Source organism: Pseudogemmobacter bohemicus, assembly GCF_003290025.1.
Lineage (GTDB): Bacteria > Pseudomonadota > Alphaproteobacteria > Rhodobacterales > Rhodobacteraceae > Pseudogemmobacter > Pseudogemmobacter bohemicus.
Window position 1 is genome coordinate 1,146,287 of the sequence record NZ_QNHG01000001.1, and the last position, 15,883, is coordinate 1,162,169.

The 15,883-nt window shown below is 63.8% G+C and carries 16 protein-coding genes; 2 read left to right on the forward strand and 14 right to left on the reverse strand.

The window, feature by feature from the left end; translation table 11 throughout:
• Positions 1 to 46 precede the first annotated feature (46 nt).
• From lpxB to pyrH, 14 genes are all read right to left on the reverse strand, one after another.
• Positions 47 to 1,213: a lipid-A-disaccharide synthase gene (gene lpxB / locus DRF71_RS05430; RefSeq protein WP_112309469.1), complete on the reverse strand. Its 1,167-nt coding sequence runs from the start codon at positions 1,211 to 1,213 to the stop codon at positions 47 to 49.
• Positions 1,210 to 2,031: an LpxI family protein gene (locus DRF71_RS05435; protein ID WP_112309470.1), complete on the reverse strand. Its 822-nt coding sequence runs from the start codon at positions 2,029 to 2,031 to the stop codon at positions 1,210 to 1,212. Before DRF71_RS05435 ends, lpxB begins: the two co-directional genes overlap by 4 nt.
• Positions 2,028 to 2,834: an acyl-ACP--UDP-N-acetylglucosamine O-acyltransferase gene (lpxA, locus tag DRF71_RS05440; protein ID WP_112309471.1), complete on the reverse strand. Its 807-nt coding sequence runs from the start codon at positions 2,832 to 2,834 to the stop codon at positions 2,028 to 2,030. The genes DRF71_RS05435 and lpxA overlap by 4 nt, the downstream gene beginning before the upstream one ends.
• A 3-nt stretch (positions 2,835 to 2,837) precedes the next feature.
• The gene (gene fabZ / locus DRF71_RS05445) at positions 2,838 to 3,311 is read right to left on the reverse strand and encodes a 3-hydroxyacyl-ACP dehydratase FabZ (RefSeq protein ID WP_112310007.1); all 474 of its coding nucleotides are present in this window, start codon (positions 3,309 to 3,311) and stop codon (positions 2,838 to 2,840) included.
• Between the two features lie 148 nt (positions 3,312 to 3,459).
• Positions 3,460 to 4,095, reverse strand: a complete 636-nt coding sequence (locus tag DRF71_RS05450; protein ID WP_157970936.1) for an OmpH family outer membrane protein — start codon at positions 4,093 to 4,095, stop codon at positions 3,460 to 3,462.
• A gap of 43 nt (positions 4,096 to 4,138) precedes the next feature.
• Positions 4,139 to 6,445, reverse strand: coding sequence for an outer membrane protein assembly factor BamA (bamA, locus tag DRF71_RS05455; RefSeq protein WP_232831372.1), 2,307 nt, complete (start codon positions 6,443 to 6,445; stop codon positions 4,139 to 4,141).
• Positions 6,446 to 7,017: 572 nt separating this feature from the next.
• On the reverse strand, positions 7,018 to 7,182 hold the full coding sequence (locus DRF71_RS27920; RefSeq protein WP_198672072.1) for a hypothetical protein: 165 nt from the start codon (positions 7,180 to 7,182) through the stop codon (positions 7,018 to 7,020).
• Between the two features lie 118 nt (positions 7,183 to 7,300).
• On the reverse strand, positions 7,301 to 8,632 hold the full coding sequence (gene rseP, locus DRF71_RS05460; protein WP_112309474.1) for an RIP metalloprotease RseP: 1,332 nt from the start codon (positions 8,630 to 8,632) through the stop codon (positions 7,301 to 7,303).
• Positions 8,633 to 8,655: 23 nt separating this feature from the next.
• Entirely contained in the window at positions 8,656 to 9,849 is a 1,194-nt protein-coding gene (dxr, locus tag DRF71_RS05465) for a 1-deoxy-D-xylulose-5-phosphate reductoisomerase (protein ID WP_112309475.1), read from the reverse strand.
• Positions 9,850 to 9,852: 3 nt separating this feature from the next.
• A complete protein-coding gene (locus DRF71_RS05470) occupies positions 9,853 to 10,686 on the reverse strand; it encodes a phosphatidate cytidylyltransferase (protein WP_112309476.1) in 834 nt (277 codons plus the stop codon).
• Positions 10,683 to 11,357, reverse strand: coding sequence for a polyprenyl diphosphate synthase (uppS, locus tag DRF71_RS05475; RefSeq protein ID WP_232831373.1), 675 nt, complete (start codon positions 11,355 to 11,357; stop codon positions 10,683 to 10,685). Before uppS ends, DRF71_RS05470 begins: the two co-directional genes overlap by 4 nt.
• Before the next feature lie 164 nt (positions 11,358 to 11,521).
• On the reverse strand, positions 11,522 to 12,091 hold the full coding sequence (gene frr, locus DRF71_RS05480; protein ID WP_112309477.1) for a ribosome recycling factor: 570 nt from the start codon (positions 12,089 to 12,091) through the stop codon (positions 11,522 to 11,524).
• Between the two features lie 139 nt (positions 12,092 to 12,230).
• Positions 12,231 to 12,860 carry an acyl carrier protein gene (locus tag DRF71_RS05485; RefSeq protein WP_112309478.1) on the reverse strand — a complete coding sequence of 210 codons (630 nt, stop codon included), beginning with the start codon at positions 12,858 to 12,860 and terminating at the stop codon, positions 12,231 to 12,233.
• A 110-nt stretch (positions 12,861 to 12,970) separates the two neighbouring features.
• On the reverse strand, positions 12,971 to 13,729 hold the full coding sequence (pyrH, locus tag DRF71_RS05490) for a UMP kinase (RefSeq protein WP_112310009.1): 759 nt from the start codon (positions 13,727 to 13,729) through the stop codon (positions 12,971 to 12,973).
• Between the two features lie 169 nt (positions 13,730 to 13,898).
• Between pyrH and miaA the strand changes: the two genes are divergently transcribed.
• A complete protein-coding gene (miaA, locus tag DRF71_RS05495) occupies positions 13,899 to 14,765 on the forward strand; it encodes a tRNA (adenosine(37)-N6)-dimethylallyltransferase MiaA (RefSeq protein ID WP_112309479.1) in 867 nt (288 codons plus the stop codon).
• A 193-nt stretch (positions 14,766 to 14,958) separates the two neighbouring features.
• Complete coding sequence (locus DRF71_RS05500) at positions 14,959 to 15,756, forward strand: AraC family transcriptional regulator (RefSeq protein ID WP_112309480.1); 798 nt, start codon at positions 14,959 to 14,961, stop codon at positions 15,754 to 15,756.
• The last annotated feature ends 127 nt before the right edge of the window (positions 15,757 to 15,883 follow it).

Consider the following 15,883-nt stretch of genomic DNA (forward strand, 5'->3'; position numbering starts at 1 on the left):
CCCTGTTTTCATCTGTCCTTAAATATCCCCGCCGGAGGCATGCGCGTCAGCGTAGATCTTGCGCTGCGACTTGCAAAAACGCCAGAACAGACCGCGCCGCGCGCCGACCGGGCGCCTCGCCGCCACGGCCAAGGCGGTCCATGGTCACCTGCATGGCCTCTGCCTGGCCCGCAGTTTCGCCTGCCATAAGGCGGCGCAATGCCGGGACAAGGGTTCCGGCGCGGCAGTCTTTGCCGATGAATTCCGGCACAGTACGGGTCTCGGATACCAGGTTGACCAGGGTGACCGTGTCGATCCGGATCATCCGCCGCATCAGCCAGAGCGTCAGTGGCGCCATGTCATAGGCGATCACCATCGGGCAGGCCTGCGCCGCCAGCTCCAGACTGACCGTGCCAGAGGCCGCAAGTGCCGCGTCGGCCGCAGCAAAAGCTGCGGTCCTGTTCGCCACATCGGGGGATTTCAGGATCACCGGTGCGCCGGCCCAGCCCGCCAGTTCTCCGGTCACGACATCGGCCAGATGCGCGGGAGTCGGCAGAACGACGCGCAGCCCTGGCAGCGCGGCAGACAGCCCGGCCACCGTTTCGCCGAAAGGCGGCAGAAGTCGCGTCACCTCGCCCCGGCGCGAGCCCGGCAGGACCGCGAGCAATGGCGCATTGCCCGCAATTCCATGCGCGGCGCGGAAGGCCGCCGCATCGGCGGCGCTGGCCACTGGCTCGGCCACCACCGGGTGGCCGGTGAAGTCGCAGCTCATGCCGGCGGCTTCCATATAGGGCGGCTCGAACGGCAAAAGCGCCAGAACATGGTCGATCACCCCGGCCATTTTGGCTGCGCGTCCCGGGCGCCAGGCCCAGACCGACGGTGCCACATAATGCACCGTCGGGATTTCCGGCGCTGCCTCTTTCACGATCCGCGCCACGCGCAGGCAGAAATCCGGACTGTCGATGGTGATCAGCGCCGCAGGCTTTTCCACCAGCACCAGATCGGCACATTCGCGGATCCGGCGTTTCAGATGGAAATATTTCGGCAGCACCTCGGCGATGCCCATCACCGAAAGCTCTTCCATCGGAAAGGCGCTTTCCAGCCCTTCGGCCTGCATGGCGGGACCCCCGACACCCTCGAAACGCACCTGGGGCAGCAGCGCCTTCAGCCCCACCATCAGCGCGGCGCCAAGCCGGTCGCCCGAGGGCTCTCCGGCGATCAGGATGAATTTCACGCGTAGTCTCCGGGCGCTCTCGCCCAGAGGAAAATCCCGGCCTCACGCGCGGCCGCACGCATTGCGGGCAGGTCAAGGCAGATGACACCGCCGGCCTCCCATGCGATGCCGCCAAGCCCGGACCCGGCCACGGCGGCCACGGTTGCGGGCCCAAGCGCCGGCAGGTCGATGCGGCGATCCTGCAGGGGTTTCGGTGCCTTATACAAAAGCCCCCGCCCGCGTGCGGCATCGGGGCGCAGAGCGGCGGGCAGCCCGGCTACGGTTGCGAGCATCGCATCGGTCCCCGCCAGCGTCTCGGTCGCAAGGCAAAGCCCCTGCTGCACCACACAGCCCTGGCCGACATCGACCCGGCCAAGCGCCTCGGCGATCAGCGCCGCCCGTGCGGCATCCTGACGGTCACGGAGCATCGCCTCGCCGGCGTAAAATGCCGCCTCGGGCACCAGAGAAGGCGCCAGCCCGGAGGCGCCGATGATCGTGAAGCCGTCCTCTTCGAACAGCGCGATCACCTCGCGCAGAGTCGCGTCATCGCCCTGGGCCAGCGAGGCCATCAGACGCGGCACGATCCCGGCGGTCAGTGGATCGAAAAGCGCGGGATCAAGGCGCGGGCGCTGCACAGCACCGGCAAAACAGACACCGGTGACACCGGCCTCATGCAAGGCGGCAAAGAACGGGTAGAGCCGCTCGATCCGAAAGGTCAGGTCGGGCACCAGACCCTCGGGCGCGAAACCGTCAAGCGCCGCGATAAAGGGGCGCTGAGGCGCCGCCGCCACCAGCGCCGCCGGCAGCGCACCGCGCCCGGCAATTATCGCGACGCTCATTTCGCGCCTTTCGGGGTCAGGAAGGACCGATCCGAGGCCGCAAGGATGAATTCGGAAATCTCGCGCACGGCGGCAGAGTCGAAATCCTCGACCAGGCGCGCGGCGCGGTCGTGGAAATTGCCCTCGCCCTGGGCCAGCATCTGATAGGCGGCGCGCAGCTGGGTGATCTCGGCCCGGGTCACACCGCGCCGTTTCAGCCCGACAAGGTTCAGCCCGTCCAGCTCGCCGCGCGGCGCCTGGACAAGGCCGTAAGGGATCACGTCATTCGTCACCATGGTGACCGCACCGATAATGGCGCCCTTGCCGATCCGGACCCATTGATGCACGCCCGAAAGCCCACCGATGATCACGTCATCGCCGATATGGCAATGGCCGGCAATGGCGACATTGTTCACCAGAATCACCCGGTCGCCGATGATGCTGTCATGGCCGACATGGGCGCCGGTCATAATCAGGCAGTCATCGCCGACGCGCGTGATGCCGCCGCCGCCCTCGGTGCCGGTGTTCAGCGTGGCGCCTTCGCGGATGCGGCAGCGGGCACCGACCTGCAGCCGGGTGCGCTCGCCCCTGAATTTCAGATCCTGCGGCACCTCGCCCACGGTGGCGAAAGGCCAGATCGTGCTTTCCTCGCCGATCTCGGTCCAGCCGGTGACCACGGTATGCGATTTCAGCGTGACGCCGCGATGCAGGGTGACCTCTTCGCCCACCACGCAAAACGGCCCGATATGGCAATCCGGGCCGATCTCGGCCCCGTCGTCGATCACGGCGGAAGGATGGATGACGGCGGTTCCGTGAATGGCCATGGATCAGGCTTTCGGAAGGTCGAACATGGCGGTGAATTCGGCCTCACAGGCGAGCTCGCCATCAACCATGGCGCGCCCCGAGAATTTCCACACCTTGCCACCGCCGCGCAAAGCTTTGACATGCAGCTCAAGCACATCGCCGGGCACCACCTTGCGGCGGAATTTCACCCCGTCGACGCCCATGAAGAAGACTTTGGCATTCTTGTCGACCAGATCCATCGACAGCCCCACCAGCACGCCCGAAGTCTGCGCCATCGCCTCGATGATCATCACGCCGGGGAAAATCGGCATGCCGGGAAAATGGCCGGTGAATTGCGGCTCGTTATAGGTGATGCATTTCACACCGATGCAGGATTCATTGATCACCACATCGCGGACCTTGTCGATCAGCAGAAAGGGGTAGCGGTGGGGGATGATCCGCTGGATCAGATCCAGATCGGCATTGGTGACGGCCTTGGCGTCCGCTTGGGCATCCATCTGGCGCATCCTCCTCAGATCACTTTTGGGTATAAGAACAGCGGCATTCCGCCCGGTTTTCCGACTGCTACCAAGTTGGCGGCGGCGGGGCAAGTTCCGCTGAACAGGTGCGGGACATTCCGGCGAAGCCCCCGCAAAGGGTCGGGTTTTATGGCGCGGATCCGGGCGCGGTATCGGTGCCGTCGGGCGGCACGCCCTGCCCGTCCTGTGCCGGCGCCTCGCCTGGTTCTTCGGGCATCGGCAACCGTTGATTCATCAGCTCGATGGCGCGCTGTGTCACATCGGCAGAGCTGCGCGAGAGAATCAGAATATCATCGGCAATGATCGCCACCGCGCCATATTCATCCAGCAATTCCGCCATCAGCGGCACCGAGAGCTCCACAAAGGTCTTGCGGTCCTCATCCAGCTTGCGGTTGATCGCGCGCAGCTTGGCATCCTGGGTCTGGCGGAATTCCTCGACCTTGCGGTCGAAATCGCGGGCCAGAGCCGAGAATTCTTCGGCCGTGATCTGGCCGCGCTTTTCGGTCAGGCCAAGCTCTTCCTTTTCCAGCGCCGCCTCGATGGTGCGATTCTCGGCGCTGAGGGCGGAAGCCGCCTGTTCTGCCGCCCGCATCGCAGCCGCGCCCCAGGCAGATTTCTCGAACAACGCGGCCTGGTTGAGGGTGAGAAGCGCCAGATTGCCGGTTCCATCCGCAACGGCAGTGCTGCCGCCCGCAGGGTCCGGGGCAATGGTCCCGGAGGTTCCATCCTGCGCCATGGCCGCGCTGCCGAGGCCCATGGCCATCAGCAGCGCCGCAAGAGGCCAGAGCGGTGCCCCCGCTGCCATCTCAGAACTTGGTCGAGACGGTCAGGTCGAAGGTCTGTTCTTTGTCGTAATCTTCCTTCCTGACCGCTTTCGAGAAGTTGAAGCGCAGCGGCCCGACCGGCGTATCCCACAGAACCGAGACCCCGACCGCGACACGCGGCTTGAAGCCGTCATCAATCTCTGCGCCGCCGGTCCGGCATTGCAGGCCGCATTTGTCCGTCAGGCTCCAGACCGCGCCGACATCAAGGAACGCGCCGCCCATGATGCCATATTCTTCCGGCAGCCCCAGCGGGAACTCCGATTCGAACCGCGCCACCGCAAAGACATTGCCGCCGAGCGCGTCTTCAAGATTGGTGCCGTCGCGCGGACCGATGCCGTTCGGTTCAAACCCGCGCATCTTGCTGCGCAGGAAGAAACGGTCGGTCACGCGGGTGCCGGTATCGCCAAGATCCTGAATATGGCCGGCCTCAAAAATCGCGCGGACGGTGACCTCCTCATTCCAGACCTTCTGTTCCCCCATGGCGAAGAGCGTGGTCGTCAGGAATTTGGTATCGCCGCCGAGGCCGCCGATATCCTGACCAAAGCGGAACAACAGGCCACGCGTCGGATCAAGCCCGGTGATGCGGCTGTCATATTCATAGGTATAGCCGATGGAGGAGGAGGTCAGCGCGCTCTGATCCACCTCTTTCCTGAGAATCGGCGACTCATAAATGGGCGGCGTCGCAGTCAGGTCTTCCGGATCGTAATCAAAAATATCGTCCTGGCTGAGCCGGTATCGCAGGCTGATCCGCGACTGATCGCCCAGCGGGAAGCCGAGCGCGACCGAAAGCCCGGCGCTACGGGTGTTGTAGAGCGCATAATCGGAATCGGTGGTGCGGTAGAACAGCCCGAAGGACAGGCTCAGATCCCGCCCGAACAGCGCAGGCTCGGTGAAGGAGAAGGAGGAGGACTGATTGTCTTCGGTGGTGGCAATGCTGGCGGCGATGGCCTGGCCACGGCCGAGGAAGTTCGATTCCGAGAAATTGACCGAGACGCCGGCGCCGGATTCGACCGAATAGCTGAGGCCGAAGCCAAGCGAACCGGTGGGCTGTTCATCGACATCGACATTGACCACGACCTGATCCGGGGCCGAACCCGGCTCGGCATTGACGCGGGCATCCGAGAAGAAGCCAAGCGCGCGGATGCGCTCTGCCGATTGCCGGATTTCACGCGGGTTGAAGGGGTCGCCCTCGACCGAGCGGAACTGGCGGCGCACCACCTCATCCAGCGTGGTCGCATTGCCTTCGATATCAATGCGCTCGACAAAGATCTTCTCGCCGCGCACCACCGCGAATTCGATATTCACACGCTGATTGCGGTCGTCGCGGGTGATGCGGGGCTCGACCCGCACGAAATTCAGGCCCTTTTTCAGGGCGAGGTTTTCCATCCGGGCGATGTTGTTGTCGATCAGCGCCGGGCTCCATGTCTGGCCGGTTTTGATCTTCTGCACGGCGGCGAATTCAGTCGCATCGACGCCCTCCACCTCGGAAACGGTGGTGATATTGCCGATGGAATATTGCTGGCCTTCGCGGATGGTGAAGGTCACGAAAGTCGCATCGCGCTCGCGCGAGACCTCGGCCGAGGCATCCAGCACCTGGAAGTCGATATAGCCGCGCGAGCGGTAGAATTCGGTCAGAAGCTGCTTATCAACGTCGATCCGCTCGGCCACATAGGTGTCGCGCTGGATGATCTGGCGCAAGAGCCCGGCCTGTTTGGTCTGCAGCACCTGGCGCAGCCGGCGATCCGAGAAGGCACGGTTGCCGACAAAGGAGAGCTGCTCGATCTCGACCACCTTGCCTTCGGTGATCTCGAACACCAGATCGACGCGGTTGCCGTCGCGGCGGATCACTTTCGGGTTGACGGTGGCGGCGATGCGGCCGCGCTGGCGATAGACCTCGGCAAGGGTCGCGGCATCGGCCTCGGCGGTCGAGGGCGAGAAGACACGGCGCGACTGCGACTTGACCAGCTTGGCGAGGTCTTCGTCTTTCAGCCGCTTATTGCCCTCGAAGCTGATGACGTTGATGAAGGGATATTCCTTCACCTTGATCACGAGGGTGTTGCCTTCGGGGATAATCTCGACCGTCTCGAACAGGCCCGAGCCGTTGATGCGCTGATAGGCATCGTTCAGCGCCCCGGCCGAGACCTCCTGGCCGCGACTGATTCCCGCATAGGAAAGGATGGTCGAGGCATCGACGCGCTCATTGCCATCGACCCGGACATTCGAGAAGGCAAAGACCTGGGCGAAGGCGGGCTCCAGCCAGACAGGCACAGAGGCGGCCGCGCCAAGCATAACCGCCGTCGCAAGGGTGACACCCACGACCCGTTTGCGGCCCCCGGCCTGCACGGTTGCAAAGCCACTGGCGCGACGCTGTTTCCGGATCGAGCTTTTCACCATGACCTGTCACGCGCTCCGCAGTACGAATTTCCCTGTGTCTGACTAGCGGCAAAGCCGGCCCTTGTCAAAAGCCTGCGGTTCCTGTGGATAAGTCTGGCAGATATGGTATCCCCCACCCGTTTCTCGCAGGCTGCGGGCATTCGGGCACAAGACCGGGCCCGCAGCCTCGCTGCGCCACACGGCCCCCGGCCCCGGGCGATTCCGCTTCAATCGGGTAAAGTCGTTAATTTCTGGCCTCTGCCGGATAAAATGGCGGCGGAGGATGGCAATGAGGCGGGCAGAAAACGCAAAAACCCGGCGCCTGAGGGGCCGGGTTTCAGTCTGATACTCTGCGCTGTTGTAATATCGCGCAGGCGGCTGCGGGTGGCGGAAACCTGCCTGGCCAGATGAGTTTGGCCAGATGACCCTGGCTGGACAAGCTTGCCTGACAAGCCTGGCCAGACGCCCCTCGCCCCACGGCGCCCCGCTTACGGCATCAGCGGCAGCGGCTCGGCATAATAGCCCAGCATGGCCGAACCGAGGAATGCACCGGCAAGAAGCCCGGCAACAATCGTCCCCATGGTAAAGACCCAGTCGAAATTCATCCTGGCAAGCAGGACAAGACCCGGGAATTTGCGTTCAACCATCTGCATAGCATCACCTCTTGTTATGCAGACGGATAGGCGCCGAATCTGGCAGGACTAAGGCAGAATCCGCACTTTACAGGTGACTCCGGCGCAAACCATATTCAGATCGCCGCGCGGCAGCCCGTCACACGCAGGTGACGTCGTTCCACAGCGCAAAGACCATCAGCGACAGAAGAAGCGTCAGCCCGACCGTCATCAAAAGCCGCAGCGCCCCGTCCGAAGGCGGCTTCCCGGTCACCGCCTCAAAGGCGTGGAACACCAGATGGCCGCCATCCAGCACCGGAATCGGCAGAAGGTTCAGAATCCCCACCCCAAGCGACAGCACCGCCAGCATCGAGACAAAGCCCATGGTGCCGGTCTTTGCCGCATCGCCCATCGTCTCGGCCATGCCGATCACGCCCGACATGTTGCAGGTCGAGATCTGGCCGGCGATCATATGCCAGAGCCCCGAGAAGGTGGTGGTGGTCATATTCCACATCGCGCCCGCCGCGCCCGAGATCGCCTCCCACGGTCCGGCCGGGCGGGTGGAGAAGTCGATTGTCGTGCCGGCAAAGGCCCCCAGCAGCCAGCGGGTTTCAAACCCGCCACCCTCGGCGGCCGAACGCGGCACATCGCGCGAACGCGGCGTCAGTTCGACATCAAAGGTCTTGCCATCGCGCCAGACGGTCAGCGCCAGCGTCCGCCCGTCAGAGGCGCGCAGGATATCGACCAGATCGCTGAAGACATTGATATCCTTGCCATCCGCCTTCACCACCACATCACCGGCCCGGATCCCTGCATCAATCGCTGCCGACTTCACCTGCACATCGCTGATCAGACCGGGCTGCGGATGCGGCGCCATCAGCGTCATCTGCTGACCGTCGCGCTCGACCCGGAATGCGACTTCGGGGGTGCGCGGCAGCGCCTCAAGCGCCTTGGCAAAACTCTTCATATCGGGGGTTTCGCGGTCGCCAAGCGCCAGGACGATATCGCCCTCTTTCAGCGTCTGCACCCCTGGCACCGCCACCAGCCGGCCAACGGTCGGCCGGTCCAGCGCCATGCCAGAGTAAAAGATCGTGCCCAGAAGGATCGCGAAGGTCAGGATGAAATTCGCAACCGGCCCTGCCACCACCGTCGCCGCGCGCGCCCAGAGCGGCGCGCCGGCCATCGTGTGGCGCCGCTCATCCGCGCTCAGCCCCGAGGGGATTTCGGAACGGACCGAGGCCGCATCGGCATCGCCGAGGAATTTCACATAACCGCCAAAGGGAATCGCCGCGATCTGCCAGCGGGTGCCGCGTTTGTCGGTGCGGGACGCCAGAACCGGGCCAAAGCCCAGCGAGAAGACCTCGGCATGGATCCCCGACCAGCGACCGACGATGTAATGGCCATATTCATGGATCGCGACGATGATCGAGAGCGCAACAATGAAAAAGACGACCGACCAGGCGGCCCCCGTGACGTAACCGAGGATATCCATGTATCAGCCGTTCCTTTTGCCGTTCAGACTGCGCGCCCGAAACCTTGTCCGAATCTGGCGGCCAGCTCCGCCGCCCTGATCCTTGCCAGATGGTCCATTGCAAGCACATCCTCAAGGGAGCCTGCGTCATTGTGAAGGCCGGAATCGGACGAAAGCCTGGTCAATGTGGCCTCGACCAGCCGCGCCATATCCATGAAACCGATCTTTCCGGCGAGGAAATGATCCAGTGCGATCTCTTTCGCGGCATTGAAAGCGGCACCGGCCAGGCCGCGCGTCTCCATCACCTCACGCGCCAGCCGCAGCGCGGGGAAGCGCGCCTCATCGGGGGCCTCAAAACTCAGTTTCGCCAGTTTCGCAAGGTCGAGCCGCGCCACCGGCAGCGCTGCGCGTTCGGGCCAGTTCAGTGCGTAACCGATCGGGTGGCGCATATCCGGCACACCCAGATGCGCCATCACCGCGCCGTCGTGAAAACCGACCATCGAATGGATGATGCTTTCACGGTGGATGATCACCTCGATCTGCGCGGACGCGACGCCGAACAGCTCGCGCGCCTCGATCACCTCCAGCGCCTTGTTGAACATCGAGGCGGAATCAATCGTGATCCGCTGCCCCATCGCCCAGTTCGGATGCGCCAGCGCCTCGGCGACAGTCGCGGTTTCCAGCTTTTCCAGCGGCCAGTCGCGAAGCGCACCGCCCGAGGCGGTCAGGATGATACGGTCGACCGTGGCGGTCTTTTCCCCCGCCAGCGCCTGGAAGATTGCCGAATGCTCGCTGTCGACCGGCAGGATCTGCCCGCCAAGCGCGCGCATCCGGCGCATCAGCAGCGGGCCGGCGGCGACGAGGCTTTCTTTATTTGCCAGCGCCAGCGTGGCGCCGGATTCCAGCGCAGTCAGACCCGGAACCAGCCCCGCCGCGCCGATGATTGCGTTGACGGTCAGGCTGACGGGCCGCGCGGCGGCCTCGCGGATCGCATCGGGCCCGGCGGCAGTGGCAAGCCCGGTTCCCGCCAGTGCCGCGCGCAGATCCGCCAGCAGCGCGGGCTCGGACGTCACCACGATTTCCGGCCGCAGTGCCCGCGCCTGTTCGGCCAGCAGCGCGATATTCCTGCCCCCGGTCAGCGCGGTGACCCCGAATGCCCCGGGGGCCGCGCGGGTCACAAGATCAATCGTCTGGGTGCCGACCGAGCCGGTAGAGCCAAGGATGGAAATCTGGCGCAAGGCTTACTCCGTGATCTCAACCGGCAGCGGCGGCGCTTCGTCCGAGAGAGCAACCGGCAGGAAATGCAGCCAGATATTCATCGCCACCGCCAGCACCCCTGCAAAGGCGAGCGCATCGAAACGGTCCATCAGCCCGCCATGTCCGGGGATCAGGCTTGAGGCATCCTTGACCCCTGCCCGCCGTTTGATCGCCGATTCCGCGATATCGCCCAACTGACCCGCGAAAGCGATCAGCGGCGAGATCCACAGGATATCCGTGCCAAACCCGGCGAAATGCCAGAAACACGCGCCCACCAGCGCCGCACCGATCCAGCCCGCCACAGTGCCCGACCAGGTTTTCTTTGGGCTGACTTTGGGCCAGAATTTCGGCCCGCCAAGCATGCGACCGGCAAAATACCCCATCACATCCGAGGCCACCACCACCGCGATCAGCCAGGTCAGCCCGATCACCCCATGGCTGTTGCGGATCAGCACAAGCGCGATCGCCGTCAGCAAGATCACCAGCGCATAGGGGGCAAACGCGACGACATCCCGGCGCGGCGCCATGGTGCCGATCAGCGAGGGCAGCAACATCAGCGGCAATATCCAGATGCCTGGCACCCAGATAACCAGCACCAGCACAACGAAGGTCAGCACTCCAAGCAGGATCGAGGCGTCAAACCCCTCCCCGCGCGTCATGCGTGCAAGTTCCCACATCATCACCGCCGAGGCGATCACGGCAAGCGCCTCGAACCAGACGCCGCCCGCCCAGATATCAAGCCCCCCCGCTGCCAGCATCACAACCGCCGAAGCGACTCGCGGCACCAGATCGCTCCAGCGGGCAGATTTCGAGGTCATGGCTTCACCCCGCCGAAACGGCGTTCCCGATTGCCGAAACGCTCAAGGATCGCTGCCATCTCATCGGGCGTGAAATCGGGCCAGAGCGTTTCGGTGAATTCATATTCCGAATAGGCCGCCTGCCAGGCGAGAAAATTCGAGGTCCTTGTCTCTCCGCTCGTGCGGATCACCAGATCGGGATCGGGCGCATCGCCGGTATCCAGCGCGCGCGAAAACGCCGCCTCGGTCAGGTCGGAGGGGTTGAAGCGACCCTCGGCAGCCTCGGTTGCGATGCGGCGGGCGGCGCGCAAAATCTCATCCCTTCCGCCGTAATTGATCGCGACGATCAGGTTCAGCCGGTCGAGATGGGCGGTCCTGGCCTCGATGCCGGCCATCAGGCGCTGCAGCTTTGGCGCCAGTTTTGAGCGGTCTCCGATAAAGCGCAGCCGCACGCCTTCCTGCGCCAGAGCGGCCGCCTCGCGCTGGATGAAATGGGCGAAGATCCCCATCAGACCAAGGACTTCCTCGGTCGATCGTTTCCAGTTTTCCGTCGAGAAGGCGTAAAGCGTCAGCCAGCGTATCCCCAGATCCGGCGCTGCACGCACGATTTCGCGCACCCGCTCGGCGCCGCGGCGATGGCCGACAAGGCGGGGCCAGCCGCGATTGGTGGCCCAGCGTCCATTGCCGTCCATGATGATGGCGACATGCCGCGCCGATACCGCCCTGCCGCCCTGGCCCGTCGGGCAGGACGCGGCATCCGCGCCGTTTCCGGAGCCGGATTTGCCCGAACCGGATTTGGCCATACCGGCTTTGCCTGTGGCTTTGGCGGCGTCCATGCGCGGCTCCTCCCGAAGGGTCAGACCTGCATGATCTCCGCCTGTTTGGTCTCAAGCGTCTGGTCGATCAGTTTGATATGTTTGTCGGTCAGTTCCTGGACCTCGTCTTCCCAGAATTTCTGATCGTCTTCAGAGACCTGGTTCTTCGCCTTGGCCTTCTTGATCTGGTCCATACCGTCGCGGCGCAGGTTGCGGATCGCGACTTTGGCATGTTCGGCATAGCCACCGGCAACCTTGGTCAGCTCGCGGCGGCGTTCCTCGTTCAGCTCGGGGATCGGCAGCATGATGATCGGGCCATTGGTCTGCGGGTTGATGCCCAGACCGGATTCGCGGATCGCTTTTTCCACTTTCTGGATCATGCCTTTGTCCCAGACATTGACCGTGACCATGCGCGGTTCCGGCACGTTGACGGTGGCAAGCTGGTTGATCGGCGTCATCTGGCCGTAAGCATCGACCATGATCGGCTCCAGCATCGCGCCGGACGCGCGCCCGGTGCGCAGCGATGCAAATTCAACCCGCAGAGAGGCAATCGCCCCTTCCATGCGGCGGATAAGATCATCGGTGTCGAGCATGAACTCATCAGACGACATCAGGCATATTCCTCAGGCTGGCCCGCAAGAATGGCGGGGAAATCTGGTTTCCTATAGGACAAAGATGGCCGGGGGTATAGAAGCTTGTGCCCGGAAAGAATGCGCCGGGCCAGTGATCAGCAAAAAATCCCCGCCTTTCTCAGCCGGGATCGCGCCGTCGCGCATCCGCACGAATTGCGATCAGCCCGGGGATGGTGCGCCAGAGCAACCAGCAAAGGGTCAGAGCCGCGATGAAGCCGATGAGCGGCCAGGGCATTCCCGCCCCGACTGCGCTCTGTGTGTCGTCACATCGTTTCGTGCAGTCCCCGGAGGTCAGATGAATCGCGATGCCGGCAACGCTGAGCACCGCCGGCATCAGCAGGGCTCCGATCCTGCCTGGCAGCGCCTCTTCAACGGGCACGCGCAAACCGCTGTCGATATAGCGCCCCTCCCGCAGACATGCTGCGAGAGAGGTTATGGTGAAATCATGTGCAGGGTTCGTGCGCCGGATGAAAGACGCCTTCGCGGCCTCCGAAAAGGCGCTGAGCCAGCACAGCGAGCCCCATGTCACCGGCGAGACGCCCTCCTGCCAGGTCGCTTCCAGCAGACAGTCAGAACCCTCTGGCAGGGTAATGTTAAGCTCCTCAGCCATTTTGCCGACAAGGTCATTAGTGTCTTCCGGATCTATTTCGAGCAACGAAAAGACCTGATCGGGATCGAGACTTTCCGGCGCCTTGCCGAGCAAACCCGCAATATGACGCCGGACGATTTCCTTATATCTGTCGCTCAATGTGCTGTCCCCTGACTTCGGGAAAAGCGTCGGAGCCTATCAATGCAAAACGATGCTCTCCGGTAAAAGAGCATCGTCTGCCCCTGCCCGTCTGAAGGTGCAGGTGCCGGTCAGCCCTTTGCATTCACCAGCGTATAGGTGCCCTGGCCCGAGAGGATGGTGCGAAAGCCGCCCGGTTCATCCAGCGAGAAGACGATTATCGGCAGGTCATTGTCGCGGGCAAGCGCGATGGCGGTGGCATCCATCACGCCGAGATGCTTCTCCAGCGCCTCGTCGTAAGAGACGGTGGTGTAGCGTTTGGCATCCGTGTGTTTCTTCGGGTCTTTGTCATAGACGCCGTCAACCTTGGTGCCCTTGAACACGGCCTCGCAGCCCATCTCATTGGCGCGCAGCGTAGCCGCCGTGTCAGTGGTGAAATAGGGGTTGCCGGTGCCGGCGGCGAAGATGCAGACGCGTTTCTTCTCGAGGTGGCGCACGGCGCGGCGGCGGATATAGGGCTCGCAGACCTGGTCCATCGGGATGGCCGAGATGACACGGGTGAAAACACCGAGTTGTTCAAGCGCCGATTGCATGGCGAGGGCGTTCATCACGGTCGCGAGCATGCCCATATAATCGGCGGTGGTGCGCTCCATCCCTTGTGCGGAGCCTGCGAGGCCGCGGAAGATATTGCCGCCGCCGATCACCATGCAGATCTCGACACCCAGTTCCTGCACCGCTTTGACTTCCTGCGCAATGCGCGCGACGGTCGGTGGGTTGAGGCCAAAGCCCTGATCCCCCATCAGCGCCTCGCCCGAGATTTTCAGCATCACGCGGGAATATTTGACGACCGGTGCCGCATCTGGCCCCGGTTTGATGCTTGCGCTGGACATGGGATTCCCCTGGTCTTGTTCTGATTTTGAAATTGCGCGCAAAATGGTCGAAAACCGGTCCGGGATCAACCGGGGTTGCGCCAGGTCGGCGAAGCCGGGCAAGGGGGCGCTGCCCCCATCCCGGCGGGGCCGGGATTCCCCCGGAGTATTTGGGTCAAGAGGAAATCACATGCCGGATCTTTCGGCGATATCGCGGGAGCTGCCGGTGCTGATCGCAGGCCCGACGGCAAGCGGCAAATCGGCACTGGCGCTGGAGCTGGCGGCGCGGGATGGGCGGCTGGTCGTCAATGCCGATGCCCTGCAGGTCTATGACTGCTGGCGCGTGCTGAGCGCGCGCCCCCCGGTGGCGGATGAGGCGGCGGCGCCGCACCGGCTTTATGGTCATATCGGGCGTGAGGCTGAGTATTCTGTCGGCCACTGGCTGCGCGAGGTGGAGGCGCTGTTGTCGCATCCGGTGGTGATTGTCGGCGGCACCGGGCTTTACTTCATGGCGCTGACCGAGGGGCTGGCCGGGATCCCGCCGATTCCGGCGGCGCTGCGCCTTGAGGCGGATGGGCTGCGGGTCGGGGATTATGACGCGATGGTCGCAGCGCTGGACCCCGGGACTGCAGCGCGGATCGACCTGCGCAACCCCGCCAGGGTTCAGCGCGCCTGGGAGGTGTTGCACGCCACCGGACGCGGGCTGGCTTTCTGGCAGGACAGCACCGGCCCCGCGCTTTTGCCGCGCGCAGACGTCGAGGCCATCGTGTTGCAGCCCGAGACCGACTGGCTCAACCAGCGGATCGACCGGCGTTTCGAGCAGATGATCGCGGCCGGGGCGCTGGAGGAGGTGCGGTCCGCCCTGCCCTTCTGGGATGCGGCGCGGCCCTGGGCAAAGGCGATCGGAGCGCCGGAGCTGATTGCGCATCTGCGCGGCGATCTGGACCTTGCGGAGGCGGTCACGGCGGCGACAATCGCCAGCCATCAATATGCGAAACGACAGCGTACCTGGTTTCGCAGCCGGATGCGGGACTGGCGCGCCGTCAGCCTGCCCTGATTCCCCGCCCCGGCTTCCGATCCGGTTTCCCCGGCGGCGAGGCAAGACGGGCGGCTTTCTGCCCGTCCACAAATTTACCCACAGCTTTCAGCATGGGCTGTGGATAAGTTAGCCCAAATACCATCTTTTTGGTTTCAATTTTGAGCACACGGCGCTTACCCTCCCCGCCATCGGCAGAGAAGATAAGAAGACAATGCAAGAGTTTACCGCGATTTCCAACCTCCGGATCCTTCCCATTCCGCGGCTGGTGGCCGGCGGACGCTGGCGGGTGGAGGCGATGCGTTCGCTCTCGGAATCCTGCCTTCTGTGGTTCACCAAAGGCCAGGGCCGCATCACGGTCCAGGGGACGACGCGCGGCTACACCGCACATAATGTGGTTTTCATCCCGCCAGGCGTTATGCATGGCTTTGATGCCGGCCCGTCTGTCTTTGGCACTGCGGTGTTTTTCGGGCGCAATTGCGGCCTGCCTTTGCCCGCTGCGCCGCATCATCTGAGGATCCGCGAAGTCCATGCCCAGCAGGAGATCAATGTCCTGCTTGATTCGATTTCTCGCGAGATGAGCTCGGATATTCCCGCCCATGATCGCGCCACCGGCCATTATCTCGGCCTGCTGGGTGTCTGGCTGGAGCGTCAGATCGCCCGGGCCGAGCCCGAGACCGTCCGTCCCGATGCCAGCCGCCGCCTCGCGGCGCGCTATGCGAACCTGCTGGAAAAGGAATATCGCTCGGGCCTTGGCGTTTCGGATTTTGCCGCGAAGCTGAATGTGACGCCGACCCATCTGTCGCGCTGCTGTAAGCAATCCTGCGGCAAGCCTGCTTCGGTTCTGTTGCAGGATCGCCGTATCTTCGAGGCGCAGCGCCTGCTGAGCGAGACGAAGATCCCGGTCAGCCATATCGCGGCAAGCCTCGGCTTTACCTCGCCGGCCTATTTCACCCGTGCCTTCCACCATATGACCGGCAAATCGCCGACCGCCTTCCGCCGCGCCGGCTGATCGGCACCGCCCGGGTTTCAGCAAAACCACCGGCCTGCGCGGGGCCGGGCTGCTGCCATCCGGGCGCAGGGTTTCCGCCTCTGCCCCCCTGGCGTGAATGTCTCGTTCCAGTGACCATCATGTCGCA

What these genes read in the sequence shown, in the direction of transcription:
- fabZ (WP_112310007.1), bottom strand. Translation starts at nt 3,311, where the DNA reads ATGGATGCCCAAGCGGACGCCAAGGCCGTCACCAATGCCGATCTGGAT.
- uppS (WP_232831373.1), bottom strand. Translation starts at nt 11,357, where the DNA reads ATGGACGGCAATGGACGCTGGGCCACCAATCGCGGCTGGCCCCGCCTT.
- DRF71_RS27920 (WP_198672072.1), bottom strand. Translation starts at nt 7,182, where the DNA reads ATGCAGATGGTTGAACGCAAATTCCCGGGTCTTGTCCTGCTTGCCAGG.
- DRF71_RS05470 (WP_112309476.1), bottom strand. Translation starts at nt 10,686, where the DNA reads ATGACCTCGAAATCTGCCCGCTGGAGCGATCTGGTGCCGCGAGTCGCT.
- frr (WP_112309477.1), bottom strand. Translation starts at nt 12,091, where the DNA reads ATGTCGTCTGATGAGTTCATGCTCGACACCGATGATCTTATCCGCCGC.
- miaA (WP_112309479.1), top strand. Translation starts at nt 13,899, where the DNA reads ATGCCGGATCTTTCGGCGATATCGCGGGAGCTGCCGGTGCTGATCGCA.
- pyrH (WP_112310009.1), bottom strand. Translation starts at nt 13,729, where the DNA reads ATGTCCAGCGCAAGCATCAAACCGGGGCCAGATGCGGCACCGGTCGTC.
- DRF71_RS05500 (WP_112309480.1), top strand. Translation starts at nt 14,959, where the DNA reads ATGCAAGAGTTTACCGCGATTTCCAACCTCCGGATCCTTCCCATTCCG.
- rseP (WP_112309474.1), bottom strand. Translation starts at nt 8,632, where the DNA reads ATGGATATCCTCGGTTACGTCACGGGGGCCGCCTGGTCGGTCGTCTTT.
- lpxA (WP_112309471.1), bottom strand. Translation starts at nt 2,834, where the DNA reads ATGGCCATTCACGGAACCGCCGTCATCCATCCTTCCGCCGTGATCGAC.
- DRF71_RS05435 (WP_112309470.1), bottom strand. Translation starts at nt 2,031, where the DNA reads ATGAGCGTCGCGATAATTGCCGGGCGCGGTGCGCTGCCGGCGGCGCTG.
- bamA (WP_232831372.1), bottom strand. Translation starts at nt 6,445, where the DNA reads ATGCTTGGCGCGGCCGCCTCTGTGCCTGTCTGGCTGGAGCCCGCCTTC.
- DRF71_RS05450 (WP_157970936.1), bottom strand. Translation starts at nt 4,095, where the DNA reads ATGGCCATGGGCCTCGGCAGCGCGGCCATGGCGCAGGATGGAACCTCC.